The 23258-nt window shown below is 49.0% G+C and carries 22 protein-coding genes; 13 read left to right on the forward strand and 9 right to left on the reverse strand.

Annotation, left to right across the window (positions count from 1 at the left end; all coding sequences use genetic code 11):
- Nucleotides 1–156 precede the first annotated feature (156 nt).
- Entirely contained in the window at nucleotides 157–1326 is a 1170-nt protein-coding gene (locus CDH48_RS16055) for a DinB/UmuC family translesion DNA polymerase (protein ID WP_227521127.1), read from the forward strand.
- Between the two features lie 106 nt (nucleotides 1327–1432).
- On the opposite strand, the gene CDH48_RS16060 is transcribed toward CDH48_RS16055, so the two are convergent.
- On the reverse strand, nucleotides 1433–2917 hold the full coding sequence (locus CDH48_RS16060) for an ATP-binding response regulator (protein ID WP_100689755.1): 1485 nt from the start codon (nucleotides 2915–2917) through the stop codon (nucleotides 1433–1435).
- Between the two features lie 262 nt (nucleotides 2918–3179).
- Entirely contained in the window at nucleotides 3180–4028 is an 849-nt protein-coding gene (locus tag CDH48_RS16065) for a PAS domain-containing protein (RefSeq protein WP_100689756.1), read from the reverse strand.
- A gap of 476 nt (nucleotides 4029–4504) precedes the next feature.
- Here CDH48_RS16065 and CDH48_RS16070 point away from each other — a divergent pair, with 476 nt between their 5' ends.
- Genes CDH48_RS16070 through CDH48_RS16090 form a run of 5 tightly spaced genes read left to right on the forward strand, consistent with a single transcriptional unit; the run spans nucleotide 4505 to nucleotide 7527 of the window.
- Nucleotides 4505–5104 (forward strand): hypothetical protein, encoded by a 600-nt coding sequence (locus tag CDH48_RS16070; protein WP_100689757.1) that lies wholly within the window; start codon nucleotides 4505–4507, stop codon nucleotides 5102–5104.
- A gap of 25 nt (nucleotides 5105–5129) precedes the next feature.
- Nucleotides 5130–5525, forward strand: a complete 396-nt coding sequence (locus tag CDH48_RS16075; RefSeq protein ID WP_100689758.1) for a hypothetical protein — start codon at nucleotides 5130–5132, stop codon at nucleotides 5523–5525.
- Nucleotide 5526: 1 nt separating this feature from the next.
- Nucleotides 5527–6717, forward strand: a complete 1191-nt coding sequence (locus CDH48_RS16080; RefSeq protein WP_100689759.1) for a DUF1173 family protein — start codon at nucleotides 5527–5529, stop codon at nucleotides 6715–6717.
- Between the two features lie 13 nt (nucleotides 6718–6730).
- On the forward strand, nucleotides 6731–7231 hold the full coding sequence (locus CDH48_RS16085; RefSeq protein ID WP_100689760.1) for a hypothetical protein: 501 nt from the start codon (nucleotides 6731–6733) through the stop codon (nucleotides 7229–7231).
- Nucleotides 7232–7257: 26 nt separating this feature from the next.
- Nucleotides 7258–7527 carry a carbon storage regulator gene (locus tag CDH48_RS16090; protein ID WP_100689761.1) on the forward strand — a complete coding sequence of 90 codons (270 nt, stop codon included), beginning with the start codon at nucleotides 7258–7260 and terminating at the stop codon, nucleotides 7525–7527.
- A gap of 89 nt (nucleotides 7528–7616) precedes the next feature.
- Here CDH48_RS16090 and CDH48_RS16095 read toward each other — a convergent pair whose 3' ends face one another.
- Genes CDH48_RS16095 through CDH48_RS16105 form a run of 3 tightly spaced genes read right to left on the reverse strand, consistent with a single transcriptional unit; the run spans nucleotide 7617 to nucleotide 9661 of the window.
- Complete coding sequence (locus tag CDH48_RS16095) at nucleotides 7617–8792, reverse strand: tyrosine-type recombinase/integrase (RefSeq protein WP_157807849.1); 1176 nt, start codon at nucleotides 8790–8792, stop codon at nucleotides 7617–7619.
- The gene (locus CDH48_RS16100; RefSeq protein WP_100689763.1) at nucleotides 8770–9282 is read right to left on the reverse strand and encodes a hypothetical protein; all 513 of its coding nucleotides are present in this window, start codon (nucleotides 9280–9282) and stop codon (nucleotides 8770–8772) included. Before CDH48_RS16100 ends, CDH48_RS16095 begins: the two co-directional genes overlap by 23 nt.
- Nucleotides 9275–9661, reverse strand: coding sequence for a DUF4262 domain-containing protein (locus CDH48_RS16105; RefSeq protein ID WP_100689764.1), 387 nt, complete (start codon nucleotides 9659–9661; stop codon nucleotides 9275–9277). The genes CDH48_RS16100 and CDH48_RS16105 overlap by 8 nt, the downstream gene beginning before the upstream one ends.
- A 481-nt stretch (nucleotides 9662–10142) precedes the next feature.
- Here CDH48_RS16105 and CDH48_RS16110 point away from each other — a divergent pair, with 481 nt between their 5' ends.
- The gene (locus CDH48_RS16110) at nucleotides 10143–11240 is read left to right on the forward strand and encodes a DNA-binding protein (RefSeq protein ID WP_100689765.1); all 1098 of its coding nucleotides are present in this window, start codon (nucleotides 10143–10145) and stop codon (nucleotides 11238–11240) included.
- 56 nt (nucleotides 11241–11296) lie between these two features.
- Here CDH48_RS16110 and CDH48_RS16115 read toward each other — a convergent pair whose 3' ends face one another.
- Nucleotides 11297–11974 (reverse strand): hypothetical protein, encoded by a 678-nt coding sequence (locus CDH48_RS16115; RefSeq protein WP_157807850.1) that lies wholly within the window; start codon nucleotides 11972–11974, stop codon nucleotides 11297–11299.
- Nucleotides 11975–12154: 180 nt separating this feature from the next.
- Nucleotides 12155–14038 carry a MobH family relaxase gene (gene mobH / locus CDH48_RS16120; RefSeq protein ID WP_227521128.1) on the reverse strand — a complete coding sequence of 628 codons (1884 nt, stop codon included), beginning with the start codon at nucleotides 14036–14038 and terminating at the stop codon, nucleotides 12155–12157.
- Between the two features lie 117 nt (nucleotides 14039–14155).
- Between mobH and CDH48_RS16125 the strand changes: the two genes are divergently transcribed.
- Nucleotides 14156–14545: a hypothetical protein gene (locus tag CDH48_RS16125; RefSeq protein ID WP_100689767.1), complete on the forward strand. Its 390-nt coding sequence runs from the start codon at nucleotides 14156–14158 to the stop codon at nucleotides 14543–14545.
- A gap of 1267 nt (nucleotides 14546–15812) precedes the next feature.
- Here the strand turns inward: CDH48_RS16125 and repC are convergent.
- Nucleotides 15813–16922 carry a replication protein C, IncQ-type gene (gene repC / locus CDH48_RS16130; protein ID WP_083231806.1) on the reverse strand — a complete coding sequence of 370 codons (1110 nt, stop codon included), beginning with the start codon at nucleotides 16920–16922 and terminating at the stop codon, nucleotides 15813–15815.
- A 233-nt stretch (nucleotides 16923–17155) separates the two neighbouring features.
- Between repC and CDH48_RS16135 the strand changes: the two genes are divergently transcribed.
- Nucleotides 17156–18535 carry an AAA family ATPase gene (locus tag CDH48_RS16135; protein ID WP_227521129.1) on the forward strand — a complete coding sequence of 460 codons (1380 nt, stop codon included), beginning with the start codon at nucleotides 17156–17158 and terminating at the stop codon, nucleotides 18533–18535.
- Between the two features lie 10 nt (nucleotides 18536–18545).
- Nucleotides 18546–19667 carry a ParB/RepB/Spo0J family partition protein gene (locus tag CDH48_RS16140; RefSeq protein ID WP_100689768.1) on the forward strand — a complete coding sequence of 374 codons (1122 nt, stop codon included), beginning with the start codon at nucleotides 18546–18548 and terminating at the stop codon, nucleotides 19665–19667.
- Between the two features lie 423 nt (nucleotides 19668–20090).
- Here CDH48_RS16140 and CDH48_RS16145 read toward each other — a convergent pair whose 3' ends face one another.
- Complete coding sequence (locus tag CDH48_RS16145; protein WP_157807851.1) at nucleotides 20091–20564, reverse strand: transcriptional regulator; 474 nt, start codon at nucleotides 20562–20564, stop codon at nucleotides 20091–20093.
- Between the two features lie 430 nt (nucleotides 20565–20994).
- Between CDH48_RS16145 and CDH48_RS16150 the strand changes: the two genes are divergently transcribed.
- From CDH48_RS16150 to CDH48_RS16160, 3 genes are all read left to right on the forward strand, one after another.
- Nucleotides 20995–21627: an STY4526/YPO1902 family pathogenicity island replication protein gene (locus CDH48_RS16150; RefSeq protein ID WP_100689770.1), complete on the forward strand. Its 633-nt coding sequence runs from the start codon at nucleotides 20995–20997 to the stop codon at nucleotides 21625–21627.
- A gap of 10 nt (nucleotides 21628–21637) precedes the next feature.
- Nucleotides 21638–22447 (forward strand): PFL_4669 family integrating conjugative element protein, encoded by an 810-nt coding sequence (locus tag CDH48_RS16155; protein WP_100689771.1) that lies wholly within the window; start codon nucleotides 21638–21640, stop codon nucleotides 22445–22447.
- A gap of 159 nt (nucleotides 22448–22606) precedes the next feature.
- On the forward strand, nucleotides 22607–23041 hold the full coding sequence (locus CDH48_RS16160; protein WP_100689772.1) for a hypothetical protein: 435 nt from the start codon (nucleotides 22607–22609) through the stop codon (nucleotides 23039–23041).
- Nucleotides 23042–23258 lie beyond the last annotated feature (217 nt).

The raw sequence follows: 23258 nt of genomic DNA on the forward strand, positions 1-23258 counted from the left end.
ATACAACGACGATCCCAAACCTTTTATCTGGCGCAAAACAGCGGATCAAATCATTGCATCAATCGCTCGTCTTTCCGATAAGCTGAATAATAAGACGAACTTTTGTTAAGGCACACTAGTCGGCCGTCCGGTTGTCGTGGCTTCGAATAATGACGGATGCGCGGTGGCGCGCAATGCCGAAGCAAAGGCCCTGGGTATCAAGATCTGGGACAACCGATCTTCGAGCTGAAGGAGCATGTCGAGAAGAACGGCCTGGTGGTGTGCTCTTCAAACTATGCGCTCTACGGCGACATGAGTTTTCGCTTCATCCAGACTCTGGCGACCTTTTCGCCCGGGGTCATGCCATACAGCATCGATGAGGCGTTTCTCGATCTGACCGGCATTGAATCGGTCATGTCCTATGAGGATTTTGGGCATCAAATCAAAAACGTGGTGAAGCAGTGGACCGGTCTGCCAATTTGCGTCGGCGTAGCACCCAGTCCCACACTGGCAAAGCTGGCGAATCACGGCGCCAAAAAGTATCCGGCAACCCGAGGCGTGGTGGACTTGACCGATCGCGACCGACAGCGCCGACTGCTGAAGCTGGTCTCGGCCAGCGAGATCTGGGGGATCGGCTCCAAACTGAGTAAAAGGTTGGCGGATCTTGGGATTGAAACCGGGCTCCAATTAGCGGACGCAGATCCCAAATGGATTCGAAAGCATTTTTCGGTCGTTGTCGAGCGCACCGTTAGAGAGCTGAACGGGGTTCCGTGCCACGACGACCTTCTGGAAGTGGCCCCGGCCAAAAAACAAATCCTCTGCTCGAAATCGTTCGGATCACCGGTGACCGACCTGGACTCCATGCTCGCGGCCGTGTCACACCATGCAACCCGGGCCACCGAGAAGCTGCGCAAGGAAAATCGTGAATGCGGGTATCTGGCAACTTTCATGTCGACCAGCCGGTACCGGTCGAGCGAGCACTATGCGAACCAGAAGGGCATTGCTTTGCCGTATCCAACCGCGGACACCCGCGAGATATGCAAACAGGCGGTGACTCTGGCTAGGGCGCTCTGGCGCGATGGATATAAGTACAACAAGGCAGGCATCGTGCTTTCCGACTTTCGAGCGCCTGGTGCATGCCAGTCAGACTTTTTCAGTCGAATTGAGGACGACAAGCGAGATCAGGAGCTGATGCGGACCCTGGATAAGATCAACAGCATTGCGGGTAAAAACACGGTCCGCTTTGGGCGTCAGATCCACAAAAATACGAACTGGCAGATGCGCCGGGAAAATTTATCCCCAGCTTACACCACCCGTTGGTCCGATATCCCCGTCGTCAGAACTTAGGCTGTCCGATTGCCCATCGGCGCAGTGGGACTCATCCGGCATGCACCTCATTGGTAGATAACTTCGATTTCAACTCCAATACGTGAGCAGCATCAGTAGGAAAGCGTCAGCTAGCTGATCGGCTGTAATCCTGAGGATTGAACTTCTGACGAATAGCTTCCGAAACCAACATCCGCACGTCCTCAACAGACATGCCTTTCGACACAATTCGAGCGCCGGCCTTAACAATAGCTCCGCGCGTTGTCTGTGGGATGTTCGGATCCGCCGTCACCATAATTTTACTTATATCCTGGTTCGGATGAGCCTCATCATTTTTCAGCCACTCAAGCAGCTTGAGCCCGTCAATTTGCGGCATGTGGAAATCAACCAGCAGCAGGTCATAACGCTCTTCTTCTAAGTGCGAGATACCCAGGACCGGATCATTGCAAGTGACCAACTGAACCTGACTGGTATCAAGGATTTTCGGCGCAAACATTCGGTGCATCTGCTGCAGGTATGTCTCATTGTCGTCGATGAGCAATACCCTCAGTTTATTGTCACCCTGATCAACCATCGTGTAATCGAGGTTAGAGTGAAAGTCGTTCGCCTCGTATTCGCCCTCAGGACTTTTTGTGTCAACTGTCCCTTGGCGATGGCTAATTGGCAATTTGATGCTCAGTTTCGTGCCAAACCCTTCTTTGGAATCAATAGCGATGGTGCCACCCAGAAATTCAGTAAAAGCTTTCATGACAGGCATCCCGATGCCCCACCCATCTTTGCCCCGCCGAATACCATGGGTAAGGGCGTCTCCGTGCCAATGAAGGTCGTTCATCTCGTCTGTGGACATCCCGCTACCAGTGTCCTGTACCGTGACCTCGACATAATCCTCCTCAAGCGTCATGGACAGACGAACGAAACCATCCTTTGTGTGCTTCAATGCATTCTCGATGGCGTTTCGGACCACCACCTTGATCAGATCATAGTCAGTGTAGAGCTCCGTCGCTCGTAGCTTTTCATCGTCGCAACACTCCCAGATCAGCGCCACGTTGGCCTTGCCCGCAAACTGACTGTTCAGCTCTAACACCATCTTGCTGACAGCAAACCATTCTTTATGTGTGGCCAGTGTTCCGTTTTCCAGGGCGGCCAGGGCAAGAATCGCCTTAACGTGATGGTCCAGAATGTCGAGATCGTCCAGCGACATTTGCAGAATGCTCTCAGCATCACTGAAGGCTTTCTGACCAACGTAATTGACCGCCAGATCCGCCTGAGAGCGCAGGTTTGTGATTGGAGTTCGGAGCTCATGGGCCGCGATAGCCAGCAAATTCTGCTTCATCGCAATAGCCTTCGTCTGACTGCGATATTTCCGTTTCAGGCTGGAAATCCAGATTACGAGAGCCAGGTTCCCGAATAAGGCAATTGTGAGAGCAGTAATCATCAGCTCGTCGACGTAACGATATATTGGGAAATGGCCGGCCACTGCCAGGTATAGTCCCAATAGAAGACCTGCGACGACCCAATTAAAGACCATGGACCAAAAAGATCCCTGAACCGCACGGACTGAGGTGATGGTGATACCGATGATGAGGAGTGATGTAAATACTGCGAACAACATAGGCCTATCCTTGGCTCAAAATCTCTGGGCTTACATGGGAAGCGTTTTTATTTCCAGGTTAAATTTTTCACACACATTGCTTGAACGCATCAGCGCCCTGCTGTCCGACACAGACACCCGTTCCTTCGGCTGCTGATTAGACGGCTACAATGTTGGCCACCATCATATCATCCGAGGAAACCCTGGCTTCCATTCAGTGCGAGCTGGGGTTTAGTCCGTTCGAGGCAGATATTAACGGTATTCACTATCGCCGTCCTCGTGGTCAGCCATTCCGTTTCGAGTGATCGATCAGCTCATTGATCTTTGTGTTTTCATTAACCGCCGCAAAATTCTCAAGAAATGACAGAGCGGCCTGTGACTGTGGTTCATCCAGCTTCGAAACGTCTATGTTCATGCAAATGAAGCCAATGAGCCCGAAACGTGGGTCGTAGATAGGGATCGTGCTTGACTTAACGTCTCGACCATCCGCGAGCGTAAGCCCATAGCTGATGAAACTCACGCCACGGCTCTTACCGACTGCGTACTCACGAATGAGCTCCAAACCAAAATTAGTCGTCGAATCGCCCAGTCGGCGCCCGGAAATGGGGTTCTGGATGGCTATAATTGAGGCCAGCGGATTTCGCGTGTCATGGAGCACGATTTCAACGCCCGTGCCGGCAAATGTCCGACCGATCCCATTCACAATGTCCGTATACACGCTGAACACCGCATCCTTGTGCTTCCGGATTTCCAATATGTCTTCGTAGTGGTACTTCTCAACCAGCTCGAAAAAGCGAACTTTGTTGTCGTGATCTAGCATCAACAGGGTGTTGTTCGCCTGGACGATGTAGATGAGATCCGCTGCAGCCTTCGGATTGTTCTGACTTAAAAGGTGCATTACCGCCTGGTTCAATTTGTCGATGTCCAGGTTCAAAACACCGTTAGTGCTTTTGACAGGGTAGAGGTCTGGAAGCGCGCTCAAAGGCGTCCCGGACAGGGGAACGAGTGGATCATGAGAGTGTGAAATTCGGTGCCCTTGGAATTGCTGGGCAATGAGTAAGGCTAGCAAGATGACTACCAGAACCGCAGGGATAACTGCCGAAATGATGGTTCGGATTGCAAACGGCTGCATCGAGATACTTCCTTGTTACGTAGCCAGAACTTTTTTAAGCACCTGCCTTGGCGCTTACAGTATGTTACAAATTAGACATTATTTTGGATGAAAATTAAACGCAAAAACATGGTCTATGCCACAATTACCCTCAGAGTTTCACGCTTAAAGCCGTCGAGATGTTGCCACGACCCCCTTTGCGATGCACTATCTCCCTGAATTCCTGCATTGCATGGAAGCGCCGTACCCCAGTGGTTCGGGCAAGAATCAAGGATGAGATCTCCACTGGTTGTCATGATCGTGGCAACTTCCTTGCGGCACCAGATTTAAAAGGTCGTTAAGTTGTGACCTTTTGATTGATGGTTTCTCGCACCAGCAGCGGCACAATCGATGTCAGCTTCATGGGCGGTCGCAAACAGGTTTCCTGTCCTCTGGTTTCACGCCGTCTGCCCTGATCCTGGTGTGCAAACACAGTTACGATCTTGTGGAGAAAACTCGTGAAATTAAAGTGCCTTGCTTTGTCACTGGGATTGGCAGCGACCTTAACTGGCTGCTCAACAACTGAACACGTATTAGTTGGCGGGAAATGCGTCACCTGCATCAATAACCCACTGACAGGTGAACCCTTAAACCACGACGGCTCGATCCCGGGCAGCACATACAAGCCCTCGGACCAGTCTTCCACCCAATCAGATTCTTCAGGCACGGATAGCTCGTCTTCCGTCGCAAAAACCTTTACTGAGTTCTCTACCTCTTTTTCCGCACCAGTAAACGTTGATGTGGCGTTTATCCGAATCAAGAAAGAGTACGGGTATCTGTCCGAGCAGGAGATCCGCCAGGAATGGGGGGCAATGGCAAATACGAAAATGCAGACATTTGCCTGGGCCTATGACTCAGAACCGTCCGTTTACTATCATATGCGGGCTCACCGGCAGCATGGCGATGCGCTTTATGTCATTGATCACAACATTACAAAACAAACTGCCGCTGCCAGCGAGATAACGATTACCGTTTGGGTGAACGATCAGTCTCCAATCACGCCGGCCGACGTGGCGGAAAGCCTCGCCGGGCGCACCAAAACCGCATTGAAGATCTGACAGGCAAAGGAAGAGGCCTCACGCAATGATTAGACTGCTTTTTGGTTTCATTCTTGGTGTGGTGGCCTCGTATTTCACCTTCCCGATGTTTTACTCCACACTGGGCCCCTTACCTAAGTTCAGCCTCGAGAACCTGTTATCAGAAGAACAGACGTTGAGCTCCAACACGATCAACCCCAACCCGCCCGCGCATTTCCAACAGATCAAAGCCGATGCATTGGCTGAAAAGATCAGCGTGGCGCGTTCTCTGGCTCAACTGAATCCGCCGCAGTCTGCAACAACTCCAGAAGTTTTGAATGTTATCTACAGCGCGGCTCGCAAGGATCCTGTCGTAAACAGCCTGTTTCTTGATAGAGCCAGTAATGGGCTAACCAATCAAGAAGCGCTGATCATTCTGTCCGCATACGGAAAGCGAGGCTGATATGGCACAGGTGGCATTCATCCTGAACGACCAGCTGGTACCGACGGACCATCCCGAGCGACAAGCGCTTCTTGCCTCTGCCTATAGCACACGGGCCAGGCCTCTTTGTGGTTGCAAAGATCCGGGACTTCCCCTCTATGTGTCCAAGGTGGACGATGACTCTTTCTTGGTGAAGCGGATGCCGTTTACCGGGCCACAACACGATCCGAAATGTGACTGTTACGAGATTCCACCCGAGCTATCGGGCCGCGGCGCACTGGGTCAGAAAGCAATTGAAGAAGATCAGGATGGCGGCATTACCAAGCTTCGGCTGGACTTCAGTTTGAGCAAGCGCGGAACAGCCCCAATCGCCTCGCCAATAAAGGGCCAATCTACCCAGGCGCCAACTACGAAATCCGACCCGGCTAAATTATCAGTACGATCGCTTTTGCACCTTCTCTATGAGGACGCAGGGTTGAACCGCTGGTCTCCCCGAATGGCGGGTAAGAGAAATTGGTTCGTGGTTCGCAAATATATGCTTGAGGCCGCCGAAGGGAAAATTTCGGGCCGGAAGGCTATCGTCGATTCCCTGCTCATTCCTGAGCCGTTTTCAGTGGAGCATAAAGACGACATCCTTCGCCGGCGAGCGCGATTTTTTTCTGATCTCAAGGCCACTGCCAAAAACCAGCCCATGGGTTTGATGATAGGTGAGGTGAAAGCGTTCGAACCAGCCCGGTTTGGACATCGGATGATCATCAAACACATGCCGGACGTCCCCATTTACCTTGCCGACGACATTTACCGGCGCATGGGAAAAAACTACGGGACCGAATTGGCGTTCTTTGCTGAGGATGCCCAAATCCACTTGCTTTGCATCACCACATTCACCCGATCCGCTACAGGCAACCTTCAAGCTGACACACTGTCCTTGATGACGGTCGATGCTCAGTGGCTGCCTTTCGAAAACCGTGAAGAGTTGGACCTGGTTGAGAAGTACCGTGCAACGGGCCGCTACTTCACTAAATGCCTTCGCTACAACCTTAAAAGCACCGAAGTCCTTGCGTCGATCCTTCTCACCGACACAGAGACCCCGACGGCGGTCTATCTGTACCCAGACGTCTGCGACCCGGCCTATCAAGAGAAGCTGGACTGGGTTCTCACAAACAGCGAGTTGCCCTACGAGCTGATCAATCCAAACGCATCCAGCGCATGAGTGAACCTTCCTGATGACCGTTTTAAATCAACAACAGACCAATGACTTGTTTTGCGACATCGAGAGTCGCTTGCTCGGCGCCAGCTCATTGATACTGGAGTATCTGAACAACCTCAAACCCGCATGCTCGGAACTGGGCCAGATTGAGTGGCGCTACCGGCTTTCCGGATTCCTGGAAGGACTTAGCCTGACCGGCCACATAGATAGCCTTTATCTTGAAAGCCTTGCTAGCATGCTTTTTGCCCGTGACGTAAAAAGCCGCGAGGTGCGGCCTGGACGAGCCCATGCGTTCAGCATCGACATCATTACTGACCAATCCAAGGTTTACCGCTTTGATGTTCCTTCAACTAATCCACTGGATGCTTACGCGCAGCTCACAAAGAGAACAGCCTATAACTCAATACCCGGTATAGAGGCCATCGAAGTCTATGCCGGATTCAGGAAAGACAGAGTTAAGGAAGCTCAACCTTTACGAGTCTTCGCCAAGAGCGAACTCATTTACAGTAACCGCTGATTCATCTCACAAGGCCGTCATTCGCCATGGCACTGACATTAGAAAGGATGCTGTTCGAGAGCATCATTATCAACGACAACATCAAAATCACCGTTACGCGACTGGACAGTTCAAGGGTAAAGCTTTCAATTGATGCCCCGCCCGAGGTTGCGATCAACAGGGAAGAAGTTTTCAACAGAATCATCGACCAAAAGCCGAAACCAGAACAGCCGGCCGCCCAGCGCTCCATCGTCAGAAGGCTGTTATCCAGAAAACAGGTCGGCAAGGTCTTGCAAGACTGGCCGCCTGGCAAATGAGTGGCCGGTCATTCTGGCCAAGCTTGAAGCGACCATTAACACCGTGGATCTATGGATGTAGAACTGGGCCCCCTCTGCATAAATAATGATTAAGACCCGTCAGATTCGTCTTTCCGTCCTTTTGCTAGCTTTGCCTTGGTCAGGGCAGTCGGCGAGCTATGTCTAGCGTCCAGGTATCTCAAGGCTGTTCGTGGATCACGCCATCCGATCCACTCCATTATATCCTTTTGATTTCCATACTCTTGGTCCATCCAGTTTGCCAATCCCCGACGCATAGAGTGGCTGGTGTATCGATCGTGAGCGGCCTGGGTATCAACTGTGAACAACTTCTCTATCAGAGTATTCATCGAATTTGCGTTGATATTTTTTGTCCATACGTTGCCCCAACGATCTACTTTTGAGAACAACGGCAAAAGCCCATCCGTACTTCGCTCGTCACTGACCCCTTGAAATCGGTCCTCCTTCCATTGCCGGATCGCATAAATCGGGCAGAGATGTTTAGTCGGGTACGCTTCAAAAAGCTTTTTTTGCCCTCTTCCTTCTCTGTCGGTCTTGGACCTTCGAATGGTAACTCGCATCCAAGGAGGGTCTTCATCCCAGAACATTTCCACATCCTTGATGCGCAAATTGACCAATTCGGACGCGCGCAATCCGAACCAGAAAGCCGTCAGCAAAAGAGCTCGGTTTCGAGAGAATTTGAGCATTGATTGCCGGTCATCATGTTCCAGTGCGATCTGTCGGTTTCGACGCAGCTTTTCCTCTGCGTTCTTTAAAATCCTCATGGGTAGGGCATTCGCCTGTTCCTGAGGTTCACCACAAGACACTCTAATGGACCGCATGGTTGCCCGCACGGCATCTGAATTGTTTGGATTATCCCCAAAAGTGCGCTTGTGCCAGCTCCCGAATAGACTGCGTCGCTGTTCCAGCGTGGCGATCGAAAAACCCTTGAGGTTTTTATTTCTCCGCTTGTCCAGCACCGCGCTTTCCGGGCTTTCTTCATAGGAGGGCCTTCTGGCGTATTCATTGAGATAAAAAGACAGGTCAGTTGGCGTGCAGGGCAGAGGACCGTTCCAAACCTCAACGTAGTGCCGGACAGCCTGCGCAGTGGCTTTTTTCGTATTCTTCGATTCAGCCGACTGGATAAGCTCCAGAAGCGCTACTTGCGCTTCAACCGGATACTGAGCAAGAACCTTCGAATCGAAAGCCTCGGCATATGTTGGGCGAGGTTGTGTCGTCAGCTTTTTACTGGTCACTTTCTTTTCCACACTTTTTTCTCACGATCGCTTCTATTCGGTGCCTCGGCACCAGACTCTCAGCTTCTAACTGATATAGATCCCGCAAACCCGACTTAGAAGACAGGTCCATGATGGCAAGTATGTGTCGCCGCAGTTCGGCTTTCACGCTTCCAAGGGAAAGCTCAGCATTCAACGCAGTTGCAGCAATCGCCTCGCTCTGCAGGATGTGCGTTTTGTCCACATACACTTTTGGATCTGCAATTACCTCAAAGGAGAGATTTAGAAGCTCCCAAGGCAGCGATTCCGCCGGAATTTCTATAGAGACTTTCTCCGGCGCCCAGGGGAACACATGAATAGTGTTGATGTCGCTGTCCACCACGTACACCGTTGCAAGCCCGATGTCTCTCCAGCTTTCTTCAACAAAGATAAAACCGTTTTGGCTGTTAAAAGCGATGATTTCCCGGAGACGCTCTCTGGCCTCTTTAGCAGATTGAAAATCCACTAATCGCTCTTCAGTCACGAGGCACTCCCGGCACCAATATTTTCACTGCAGAAATCTTCCAATGCCCATAGTGGGTTCTGGCATCAAACAACCGCGTCTTAACCTGATCAACCGAAAGTGACTCAAAACCTGGCTTTGGAGTGACCACAGCGACCTCATCCCATGACCTAGCCGGGGTATCCCGCCGCTCAGCCGCGAGAAACAAAAGCCTCAGCAGTTCATCACTTTGCTCGCGCGGCATCTTTTCGACAAGCAGCTCTGGCAATCCTATATCTGAGCACCCCACCGTGTAGGCGTAGCCTGGTACATGTCGAACATGGACACCATGGTGTTCAATCGCATCCGCCACTGCGTTCTTATGGACCTCGATTCCATTCTCAAATTTTCCAAGAGCCATCAGTACATCTCCAATCAGTCATTTACGACCACAGTACACTGGAAATCATGGCCGCCAAGGTCTGGTTGCTTTTTTACCAAATGCCGCAGGCTATTTTTTTCGAAAACATTGCGGATTGGTGTCTTCAGACCCCATCACTATACTGGCTGGGCCTGATACTTGCTCCAGGCCTGGTGTGAAGAAATTGGCCCCGCACGAGCAGACCGTTGAGATTACTCCTGGTCAAGCCTGACGATCTTATTTGCATTTCTTCAGTCTTACCCTCCAGAAAGCCTCAAAAAACGCCCTCTCCCACCATTATACACCCATAAGATGGGATAATGCCTATTATCGCGCTTTTATTCTCCCTCATTTTCTTTAGTGTTTCTTTTGTTTCGTTAGTTTATAATTAATAAAATGAAACTCAGAAACTGACCAAGACAGCTCGCCGTCCGCGCTTAGTTGTCTAAGTCATTGTTTTAATAGATAGGAAGGTGCACGTATGGGTAGGCCAGCCAGTATCAGCGAAGCAGACATCATCAGAGCCGTTGAAGAGCTGCAGGAAAGCCGGAAACCAGTAAACCCATACCAGGTCCGCCAAATTCTTGGTAAGGGCTCCACCGCAAAGATTGCTCACTACCTTCACGGGCTGGACATCGACTCCACCTACGAAGACTCAGAGTTCCAGGCAGCTATTGACCTGAACGCTGAGCGATCGGAGTACCTGGCAAAGCTCGTGCGGCCATTGATTTTTCAGCTGGAGGAAGAACAGCAGTCAGCAATTAATGAAGCGAAAGCCAAGTTCGAAACCCAACGTCAAGAACTCGATGAGCTGGCCAGAGGCCTTGAAGAAAAGCTATCCGGTAAACAGTCAGAGGTTGAGACGCTGGAGACCAAACTGGCGAACCTAGAGAGCGAGAGAGACAGTCTCAAGGTCGACAATCAGCAACTCAGAATTGCCGCGGCCGCCAACCAGGAAAAGCAAATCGCGTTGCAGGAAAAAATTCACACTCAGGGCGAAGAAATAACTGAACGTAAAAAACAGCTCGAACAAGCCACTTCCGAGAAAGCGGCACTCGAACACCGTCACGATCAGCAACTATCCCGTTTAAGAGACGAGTTTGACGAACTCAAGGAGGAATTTGCCAGCTACAGGAACAAAGCCGAAGATCAATTTGCTGAGCATAGAACCGAGAAGGCAAGACTTCTGGAGCAGGTGGAAGAGCAGCGTGAAATTGCCAACCTGGAAGCAGTTGAGCGTCAGCGCCTTGAACAAGAGTTGTCTCACACCCGGGCGGGTGCAAAGAGCCTTCAGGAGTCTTTGTCCAATCAGAGCTCTATTATTGAGGACTTGGAGAGGCGTCTCACAGATTCAGAATCAACAGCCCAACGCGTTGCAGAATCCCTCAGCGAATTAAAATCCTCTTTTGAGGATGTGCAGCGGTCGAAGCAGTCGTTAGAGAACGCGAATCAAAGCCTTGCCGCAGAGGTCGAGTTTTTAAAGGACATTTTGAGGAAATTCCAAAGCATCCGAGATGAAATGGATTGGGAGGGAACCAACACCCAGAGAAATGAGGACAATTCTAACGAATCGAAATAACGCCGTGCACGGAGACGGGTGAAGTGGGTCCGCCTTACGCAACTTGTATGGATCAACTAGGATTCGATGTCCGCACGCCTGGCGATTTGGTCACGAATTATTGCGCGGAGATAGTGCTGTGGCGCTGAGGTTTGTTTTGGGTCTGCAAAGTCCCGGGCAAAATCTGTTGTTGCTCCAAGTACAGATAGAATTTCCTCCTGGGTCAGGCTGTGCTGAAGACTACCATCCTCTTCGGAAATCAATCGCATAATTTGATAGAGCAGCTTGTTCTGCGTCTCTTTGCTCTCAAGCTCGAGAGTTTTCAGTTCTTCGCCACTGTCCGCTTCGGGCAGGTAAAACGGATAAATGCCACCGAGTTTCCACCAGGTCTTCAGGTGTTTCTCATCGCACGGAATCCTGTAGTTCTGTTTGAGGGCATCTACGATGAAGGCGATTTTCTTGATGGAAGGCGAATATAAAGAAAACCAACCACGGACGGTGCTGTAGCTTAGATCTCCGAAATTTTCCGGATCTTTCTCTCGAAGATATTGATAAAAACCCTGCATCTTTCCTCGCTGCTCTTTGAACCCAATCCGATCCAACAGATGCGATAGACGCGAGCCGGGGGAATCGAAGCTCTGAACTTCTTCCTGTTGCATAGCTATCATTTTTGCGACGCTGATCTCGCCGTCTCCGGCCAAGTGGAGTGAGTTAAATCGACAAACGTTTATTGTCTCTTGTTCCATCACTTGCAAGATACGCCGGAATATAACAAGCGTCCACGACGGACACCACTTAACGATTGCCGTTCTATGTGATCAGGCAGCAACAGCAGCTCATTGGACTCCATGTAAGTCGAAGAAAATTGTCATCTATTTTCCATGAAAATAGCAGTTTGGGCGCAGGTTCTCAGCTTCGCGCCAGAGCGGATGGGTTCAGAGATGAATTTTTATTACTGGGTTGGCATTGAAGTTGTTCAATGATGGGAAGCAGTCGCGGTTTAGCAGGTAAACGCGAAGCTCACTCCGTGACCGGACGCCCTCAACGCTGACCGAGACGATGTTCTTTCCGTTCATGCCTTTTTGGTGAATATCGAGGGCTTCTATTTCTTTCTGAAGCAGTGTGAAAACTCGTTTATCCCCTGCCCTTCGCTCGTAGATCTGCTTTTTAAGTCGATTTTTATCAAGGAAATCATTGAAGATCGCTGGTGTCACAAGAGCAATGTGATTCTCAAGCACATGGACAGGCGCCTTGGGTTCATTCACGCGAATACGTTTGGTCGCAATACCGCGAAGTAACCAGGAGATAAAGTCGTTTTGACGGAGCACCTCTTCCTGGATCTGTCGGCGAGTTTTCCATTTGTCGGCAGCATCTTTCGAGGTAAGCCCTCTTTCTGGGCCCAACTTGCCCTCATCATTACTGGTAGTACTGCTGGATTTCGGATCAACCGTTTCGTTCCAGGATTTTGTTACCTGCCCTACCCTACTTCCATCTGGTTTGCAGGTTTTCGTGGGCTTTTTAGGGACGCTGGCTGGTTCAGGGAATGGCAGAGAGACAGCTGACTCCAAGCTTTTATCGGCGGGGACTTGCGATTCTATGGCCTCTTTTACCCGCGGCTGATCTTCTGCCAAAGGATTTCCCTTTCGGTCTATCGGAGTCACCGTGCCATCAAACAAATCCGGTTGTGACGTTGGCCAGATGATCTCGTTTTTAAAGCACAGAAAGGTCAACTTTTGACGCCAGTTTTTAGCGGGGTCATCTATCTCTGCATACCAGACGCTATCACCTTCTGGTGTCGCCACGATGCATTCATGATCTTTGAGGATCCCAAAAATAGTCACGACTGATTTTGGTATACCACTGTGGCCCTCGTTGAGCAACTGGGCCCGGACTGCTTCTATTGTTGCCTTAGAAACAACCCAGGTGTACTCATCGGTGACCCAGAGTGCCGCGCCAGGCTTATTTCGGATCAGGTCCCCATCGGCCACCAGTTTTCTTAACGACACAACCAATTTTTCGTGCAAAGGCACTGCCAATGAGTGGTCCGCTTTCTTCCCTGTATTTGCTCCGAGGTTCTTTGACACACTCGCACCATCCGCTGTCCTCACAATTTCAGCTATTACGTGGCCTCCAAAAGTTGAATGCGACACTGTACTGAATAGTTGCGAGACCAGCTCCATATCTGAAAACAGCCATTTGGTCGCCTCCGGTGTCAGCAATCTGGGCAACAGTGACATTCCTGATTTTTCGTGGAGCGTCTTTGCGAGGCGGGTATTTTCTATTTTCTTGCGAAATCGATATTGATATTCAACGCCGGCCGGCAGATTTCCATACCAAGGGAACCACTGTTGGAACGTCGAGTTAGGGGCTCTGTAAACAACCTCTAAATCGGTAACGATCTTGCCCAAATCATGAGCCAAAATCGCGATGAATGCTCCGAATCTCCAGCGATCTGCACCAGGACCAATGTTCTCAGGTTCAGCGTTTGGAGGCAGGATATATCCATGAGAAATTCTGACCCCTGCATGCAAAGCTTCCAGGGTGTGGTCAATCAAGCCACCCTGTTCCGAATGATGATGAATCTCGGACGCGGGCAGGTTCTGAGCTAATTCTGCGAACTGTTGAATGGCATAAAGATAATGTCTGTTCCACACAACATCGGTTGCTGAAACTAATCGTTTGATCTTTGAGATCAATGATTGCCGGGATGGCGTGTTTAAAAGGTCTGCACCACTAAGAGCAACTGGGTGCATCGGTCTGAGAGTGGGCACTCCTGTGTCCTGGGTGGGCTCGTTTTTCTTCAGAAATCTGCCAATCACGTCGGGCTCCTCAATCAAAGCCCAGACGATAGCTCAGAGGAATTGCCAATAGATTAGTCAAAAGGTCAGTGCTCAGTGACCTTTTAAACACTGCGAAAAGGAGTTTGGTTGGACAAAATGCCAATAACTTCCACTTACCTTTTAAAGGCTAATCTACCGGTGACCGATCAACAGCAAAAGCTTTTGCCATTTACTCTGCGACTTAAAGAAGACGATCACACGCTGATGAAATTGCTTGCGGCCATCGATGACACCATTGAATTTCAATACGAGTTGCTAGACGCCGCAGTTTCCTGGGCTCATGCAAATAGAATGACGTTGCATCCGGTTGCGGTGCAAAAGGGGGGTGTCAAAAAATCATTCTATGTCGGCAACTCTGCATCATTGCTTGCTGACCTTGAACGATCCTGGAATTGCAATCCGACGCGTGCAGTCCATACCGCCCTATTCCACTACCTTCGTTATCAGTCTCAGGAACGAAATTTACTACCTGCCACTGCTGGGTAACACCCCGTACTGAACCCCCTCGTATTGGTTTTTCTTTATCAAGAGCGGTCACATTTCACAGCTTTCCACAAACTTTCTGGTTGGCAATTTCAAAGTGAGTTAGATCCTGGACAGAAGGTTGATTATAAAAGCGGTGAGATCGTTGAAGGTCGCACACCTTCTAAATATAGTTGTTTGGTCTGACGTTTGTTGTCGAGCGCTGGGTTGAGGAATGGCGGTTGTTTTCATTTCAGTAGAAAAAAATGCAGCTTGTTGCGCGCTGGCGTTCTCGCCAGTGCATTTCCGTTCTAATGAAAAATTGCAGCAGGCAATTTCTGATTATTATTTTTAAAGACGGATTAAAAACGGGGTGATAACGGTAGGTTTCATTGGTTAATTAGCTTTGAACCCTTTACTGGTAGGGATGGAGGTCTTTTGAGTAATCCGATTAACCACGCTCATACGGTCCGATTAACCAAGCTGAAATAATCCCATAAACCGCATCCAAATAATCCCATAAACCACATATCCCCATTTCCTCCACAGGATACTAACAGGTTATCCAAAGAAGTATCCACAGAATCAGTGGTTTATGACGTCTTTATCCGATAAACCTCAGTAAAAATACAGCCCATTTCATCCTCTATCCCATTAACCTTAGTAAAAGATCCTACAAACCCCACTAATGTGAAATTCTCCATAACACAGTTTTGTTGACTATGTCGGTGATTGGTAACCGCTCGCGCTAGCGACTAGTGATCCAGTGTCCGTTCAAGTGTCCTGGCCTCTCTTGGCGTTCCCTGCCCTGCACCGCCCTGCCCTTCCCTCTTGGCCCGCTGGTGTTCCGCGTCCCAGCTGATCATTCACTAAAAAATGGCAAACGTTGGTGAACATAATTATTGGTGTGGTTTAAGGGATGTTTTGGAGTCCTTGGCGTATAAGCTCAAGCAAATTTCACTTGGCTGTCGTGTAAAAAAGATTATAAAACAGTGCCATAAAGCTGTTTGTTGGATTTTTAGACGTTGCTGGATAGCAGTCTGAGAGATGCAACTCCCCTCCCCTTCTTTGCATCCCAAGATCGTAGCAAGACGTTGTATTTAGCTATTTCTCTGACGCTTTAGAGATCGATGAGCCTTTTGCTGTCCAACTATGTCAATTCTTTGTTCAAAAAAGGCTTTTATTGATAATGTTTCCCGGGGAGCTGATAAAAATTGGTGTGGTTTGGGGGATTTTTTGGAGGGCAGAAAACTTTTTGGTGGGGTTTCAGGGATAAAATTCTGGCCAGACCTTAAAAAGGTATCTGTGATGACTTGCCTTCACTATTGTCATGCTCGTTGTCTTGCGATTGGCCTTCGTCTGACATCAGTGCACGACCTTCAGCTTTAGCCGTGATTTGGTTGAACACCTTCTGGGCAGCAGCTTGCTGTTTTGCAAATGAGTTGCTCGCATGCAATGTGAACAACCAATCGTAGATCTTCCCTTTATTTTTCTTAGGCTCCGCTTCGTACTTTTCTATGATGTCGCGCTCTACCAGCTCGTTGAGTGCTTCAATGATGATCTCCTTATCTTTAGCGAGCCGGTTTGCCGGATCCTTCCATGCGGCAATGAGCGTTGTAAGCAATATGTTGTATGGGCGACCTGGTCCGGCTTGAATCCAGCTGCAGCATAGCCGATCGTAAAACAAACGCGCGCGCTGACTCTGGAATTCAAAGAGTTTGCTGTATTTCGATCTGCGATATTTAGTGTTGGTGATGAGATCCGTAACTAGCGGATGAAAGCAGACGAACGCTTGGGCATCGCCTTTCTTCGGGGCGTCAGCGAAAAATAGAACTGGGAAAAAGTTGGCGTTGGCGAGTGTGCTTCCATCTTCCGATACGAAACTCAGCCCTGCTTTGGAGAGAATTTCGAGCCCTTCCCTGATCTCGACGTAGTTATAGCTCTTCCCTTGCCTCTCCAACTCCTGGTGAATTTCGTACAGGGAAAACTGCAGCCCGATGAGATGAAATTTTTTCTTTTTGTTTGGCAGCTGGGTCTCGTAGGTTTCCGCTCTTCTTTCAGTGGCTAGTTTTCGTAGTACATCTTCAATCGCTTGTTCACGAGTTCCGGGAAATGCGAAGACACTTTCTCTCTCACCATTCTTGCCGATGCGTTCAATGTTGGCGGCTGTGATTGTTGCTGTAATTTCGGCGTTACCGTGAATGATCTTTCGCTGGAATTTTGCATCTGCCGCCGACGTAACGCCTGTGAGGATTTTGCTGCGTCTGTCATAGATGTATTTCCCGATAACGTCATACAGCGAGAGCGTGTGAGTAAAATCCCGGTCGATAAGGGGGTCGAGGCCAAACAAGTCCAGTGCGAGCTGGACGTCATTTTGAACCTTGTTAGCATTCATTGCCATTTTGCCCTTCCAATCATCCTGCCGGGATGGTCGCAATATTTTTTTTGGTATCGGCGCTATCTGTCGTTAGATGTTTCGTATCCAGCTGGCCAAAACTCGTCGTGTTTTCACCAATCGACCAAAAGTACCATCCTTTGAAATGAAAATAGCTTTTTCTGGCGCAATTGGTAACATTACCAGTGATTATCCTAGCAATCGTACCGTTGTCAACTGGCAAATTTGAAGGAATTACAATGTCCATCAACGATGATTCACGCTTTGACAAGTTAAAGGCGGCAATTTCTAAGATGCATAAAGTGGTCAAGCGCGGTTTTAGCGTTATGGACCAGATGCCTGAGCTTGTTAAGGACGCACAAAAAGATAAGTACGATCCCGAGTGGGTTGAAACCTCTGAGGTAGACTCCCGGATTCAGCAACGTCGATACGGCACTACTCAAGCAGCAGAGATGGTCGGCATCAGTGTAGGCACGTTGTATGCGGCTGAGCAAGACGGCCGACTCCCTCCTCCCGAGTATCGTACCGATACAGCAAAAAAGGTTCGGGCTGGCTACACAGTTAACCATATCAACCACATGCAGAGAGTTCTTGGGACGTCACCATCGAAGCCTGAAAATTTGCCGGCGGCAATATGCGGGGTTCTAAATCTGAAAGGTGGCAGCCACAAAACCACAACTTGTCACCTGTTTTCACAATACCTGGCCATGCGTGGTTATAAGTGTCTGGTTCTTGATACTGATCCTCAAGGTTCGCTGTCTTTCTATTTTGGCAAACGTCCGGATTACGACATTAAGTATGAGAACACCTTTGCGCCGTTTATTCTTGAGGATGATGCTGCTCTTCGGGAGGTGGGACATCCAAGGGGGTCCTCCAAGAACTTAAGATACGCTATCCAAAAAACATACTGGGACAACATTGATATTATTCCGTCATGTTTGGAGAACCTGGCGATTGATCTGTTACTTCCTCAGTTGATGGAAGCCAGTCGTAAGCCCAAAATTGAATTCATCGCCAAGCTAAGAGAAGGCTTACGTGAAGTCGGGAAAGATTATGACTTTATCATTATCGATGGTACGCCCTCACTTAACATGACCACGTTGAATGTCGTCAGTGCCTGTGACGTCGTCTTTGTTCCAACCCCGGCCGCCTTGTTGGATTTCGCGTCGACATTACAGTTTTCGAAGCTGATTTCGGATACTGCCCGTTCTTACATTGATATGGGTGTGGCACCTCACCTGCCAGATCTTCGTTACTTCATAACGAAGTTCAGTGGATCATCTTATGCCCAATTCTTTGGCCAGATCATCAGGAAGGTATTCACTGTTGAGCGTGGTGATGTTCTGACTGCTGAAGCACACGCATCAGATGAAATTGGAAAAGCTAATGCATCCACATACTCGATTTACGAAAAAAACCCCTCAGATGCTGACAACCGGAAGAAGCTAAAATCCACGATTGAAATGTACGATCGTCTTTTTGCAGAAATGCACGACGCCCTTACTGAGACAGTTTTTGGCGATGCAATGAGAGGTTCACACCTGGATAAAATCGATGAAATTGTTGCCAAGGCAGGTGAAGCAAGGAAAGAAATTCGTGATGCCGGACACGCGGAATAGGAGATGAAAAATGGCTAACAAAGATAAATACGGTGCTTCAAAGCTATCGATTCTTGACGACGAATCTGAGATGCCAGATCCAGTCGATGAGAGTTACTTTGAGGGTTCAAGAAGTCCGGCATTGAATTCCTTTAGTAATGAGTCGGTCCGGAAGAAAACCTATACCGATGAACTTGAGGAGCAGGTTGCACATCTTGAAAGTGAGTACGAGTCAGTCAACGAGAAATTGAAGGCCGCTCTTGCTGGTGCTTCAACAACAGGTAGCTCAGTTGTTCTCGATATGCCGGTCAGCAAGGAGAGTGTCAGCTTCGAGCTCCAGGACATTGATCCTTCACTCATTGATGTATCGCCTGAAAATGAGCGGAAGCAGGAATTCCTTGATGAGATTTCTTTGTCGGATATTTTACCGACAATTCGCTCTGGTGGTGGCAATCAGTACCCTGGGATGGTGCGTCCGAAACCAGATGGACGGTTTGAGCTACTTTATGGGTCGCGACGTAGGGCTGCATGTCGTATTGCCGGCGTTAACTTCAAAACATTTGTGGGCGATGTTCCCAACGTAGATGTTAGAGCTTTGAGTCTGCTTGAGAATGACAGCAAGGATGTATCTTTCTTTGAAAAGGCTCAGGCTTATGAGCGTTTGATTGAACTTGGTGAATACAGGAGCTGGAATGAACTGAGTAAGGCCAAAGGGTTTTCTCAGTCGACTTCTTCACGTTACAAATTGCTTTGCGAACTTGAAGAGATCTTTGTTCGAATTCTGCCGGCGCCAAGTGATATGGCTCAAAGCTACGGCGAGATCATTTCGAAACTCAAGAAGAAAAACCCTGAGAAGCTTTTTTCTAGGGCGGAGCAACTTCTTGAGGATCGCAAAGAATCGCTGAAAGAGGGTCGCGAATTACTTAACTATGATCAGGTAGTTGCTGCTCTCAAAAGCGCGGTCAGGGCTCCATCAACACCCACTTCGTCAATTCCGCCAAAAGTTTATGCAAGCAAAGATGGAAAAAGGGTTCTGAAGCGAACTGTTTCAGCTGACGGTGTTTGCAAAATTCAAATTGAGGGTCTTTCAGAATCTGATATCGAAGCCGCCGTCGAACTTCTTAATAAGAAATTTAAGATGAATGAATCATGATAATCTCTGGTTGATAGGCGAGGGCGGCATGCTGCTGCCCCTTTCCTATTGGCAGAGGAGTTGACTCGATTTTACCCGTCGCGGGTAACCTCTCAGAATTCAGATTTACCCGTCGCGGGTAACCTCCCAGATACCAGACTTACCCGTGGCGGGTAACCTCCCAGATACCAGACTTACCCGTGGCGGGTAACTTCCCAGAAACCAGACTTACCCGTGGCGGGTAACCTCCCAGAAACCAGACTTACCCGTGGCGGGTAACCCCCCAGAATTCAGATTTACCCGTGGCGTGTAGCACCCACACAGATCAGTGATCCGGGTCAGGTAAATAGATACTTGGTTGGGGTGGTATTAGCGGTATCGGGATACGATAGAGCAGAGTTTAGTCGCAGGCTATTAAGGTTGATGGCTCCACATGCTGTGATCTTAAAAGTCATCAGAGGGTTTGTAGCCAAGCTTTTCACAGAGGAAGTCAAATTCATCCAGGCTAAAGAAATCGACAGTTATCGATCCTGATTTTTTTTTATGGTTGAAGCGGATCCTGGTTGGCTGGCCAGTATGGTCTGAGATGTCCCTTTCAAGCTTTCGAATATCTGTCTCATTGTCCAGCTTTTTGCCTCGAGCAATTTGCTCTAGTTGAGAGACCGTTGTCTTTGTTTTAAGCAAAAGTTTTAACAAGTCTCGCCGCGTGGGGTAGGGCAGTGAAGCTATTGCCCGCATGTGACCAAATGTGATGCTTACAGGGTACTGGGCCCAAAGCTGGAACTCTTCTAGTGATAAGGATTTGCCAACACGAATAAGGTGTGTGACAACATACTTTTTCCGAATTTTCAGAGCATCCCTAATATCAGCATTCGCATAACCGTCTTCAACGAGATGCCGAACAACCCACGCCTTCATCAGATTGCTAGACCAGGAAGTGGGAGTTGTTTCGAAGAACTCTATCGCTTCAGTGGCATCAGTAAATATTGGGAGCCTTTCCACGCATTAACCTCAAGTATCTTGGTGTGCAATGCCGTCGCCTGCGAAAGCTCATGGTTGATTGCTGAAAGTTATTCGTGCTCGAATTGTACCGTAGTCATATGACTACAGCATAAAGTATTGCGTCTGAAATTGCAGACAAAATAAATTTTTTTGCGCTAATTACTGACTAAAAATTTGACAGACGGTAACATTTTGTAAATGATTGTCTGAAAATTCAGACAGCCAAAGTGTTAACGGACACGTGTGGACGCAGAACGGGCAGGGATTGTACGGACTGAGTTGTTCCGCAAAGAGGCGCCACAGGCAGCCTCAGGCTATAAACCAGGTTCAGCAAGGAGAATAAGCTGTGTCAGCCTGCGAAAACTTCCGATATGAAAGCGCCCAATTCATCTCAGCACTGCTAGTAAAGACCTTAGGCAATGCCAGAGTCGGCTTTTTCGACTCCGTCGAAGACATTGGCTTGTCCATCGACTCCCTAAGAATCCTTGAATCCCTTAAACCTGACCAAATCACACGCGTCGCAGCGAATTACTGTGCAACGGGGAAATCGCTGGAGGATTGGTTCCCTATCAATGCAGCCAGGATTTCAAAGCTGCTCGAAGTAGAGGCTTCCGAGTCCGAACAGCATGCGATGATTGATGAGATGTTGATGCGTGGAGCGTGTCTTAATCTCATGAAGGAATTCTTCGGGTTGAGGACAACCCACGTCTCGACCAGAAAACGGATCTTGGGTATTCCAACTGTTCGGGGACGGTTGGTAGTTCCAACACATGAAGAACAATGCCGGATCTATGAAGAATGGCTGAATCTCATTGAGGTTACCGATATTCGTCACCGCTTGCTTGAGGTCGCTCGCCGCACGAACCTGCCTCTTTCGATGATCTATCGGGAGATCAAAGAAATTGAGCAGGTAATGAATCAGTCAAAGAACAACGCCTCGATTCCAGTTCAAACTCGTAACCTACAAGTCGCATTCTAAGGAGCAGAAAATGACCGATAAAACATCAAAAATGGCATCAATTGCTCCTACACAGGACATTGAGATCGAATTGGCAACACGACCTGCGCTAAGGCTTTGGCAAGGTCGGGAAAAAACTGAAAAGAAGCATGGAATTCTTGGGCTTCCTGGATTCTGTTCGCGAGTACGCTCGCTCGAACAGGCAATACGAGAAGACGATCCCTACGCGGACTTCCACTTTGCTCAAATTGAAGAGGGCATTGAGCATTTGTCTGAGGATCTCGATGCTGAATTGGCTGATATCGAAGAATTCATCAAGGAAAACGTCCCATCAGCGATGAGGCTTCCAAATGTGGCTTCGAAAAATCCTGTGGTAGTTCCAGTCCGCTTTGCTTCACGTCTCGGTTTTCAGCTTGTTTACCAGCTCCTAAAGGTGGATCAGATTGTTCTGAAGATTTTGCTGGCTAGTCACATCGGCCTTATTGAGACTAAAACCAAGTTTCAGACTTTGGCTCGAGTAGAGAAACGTGTCAGAGGAGTTCTGCACCTGGTTTACAAGTACCGACACACCGGGGTCAGCCGCGACGACATGGCGGCCAACAATCAGCGAGCTCAGAAAGCAAAAGAGCTTATGGGTGAATTGGAGCAGGGTTATTTGGAAGGCACAACCAGATCGCCAAACGCACCCTCTCTCCCCCAAACACGACTGAATACCCTGGGCGCAGATCTGTCAAAATCAGAGAAAAAGGCCGGTTCGTCGAAGCAGGTAAATGCAGACCTGGAGTCAAAGCTGGACAGCGTGCTGGCAAAAGCCGAAGCAGAAGCGGAAACAGAAGCCTGATTTCCCGGGGAGTGTGTTAGGCGACATCACTGGGTGCCCAAGGTGGCGCCCTTTTTTTGTTTCACGCATGGATCATAACCGGCCGAAACTTGGATCGAAACCAGCAGCAGTGCTGGATCAGAACCGGTTATTACTGCTTGGATCAGGAGAGGAATTTCGGTGACCATCCCTTTAAATATAAATTTACTAATACCTTTTAAGGATAATGAGGGCGCGAGGCGAAACTTGTACCGCAAGGATATCGAACGATTTCGCGATCAGCTTGAAGCCAGAGCGGCTGAACTCAGAGACGATTTGATTTCAAATTTCGGGGAGGATTTCGAGCTGACTATTGCTGGTAGATCGGATGGAACCACTACCAAATATTTCTGGCGATTTCGGTCATCCAAGCGAGACCGGAAATACGTTCGCCTTCATGCTAAGACCGTGAAGGACTATCTCAAGGTCTTCGATCCGAACCAGGTGCTACACCTCAAAGACATCGAAGAGGAATTGATCTACCTGAATGCAAACCTCCGACTCTTGAAAGGTTTTATTGATGCGATCGAGCAATCGGAATCAGAACTGGTCGATTTGAGGGTGGCAGAGTTCTAGTTGCGAAATACTCGGCGACCTGCAAGAATTCAAGCATAACCAAGCCCCCGGGCTCAGCTGCAAAGTTTTCCCCTTTGCTAATCTCTACTCCTCAATTCAGAAACTGTGAGCTGACCAGGTAAGGGTTCCTCTTTGCCAACCTTGGGCCGCGCTCGCTATCCCGAAAGCCTTGGATAACTTCCAGGGCATTCCGGTTAGCGTTCACGGCCTAGCCTCA

It is taken from the genome of Marinobacter aromaticivorans (assembly GCF_002806975.1).
GTDB lineage: Bacteria > Pseudomonadota > Gammaproteobacteria > Pseudomonadales > Oleiphilaceae > Marinobacter > Marinobacter aromaticivorans.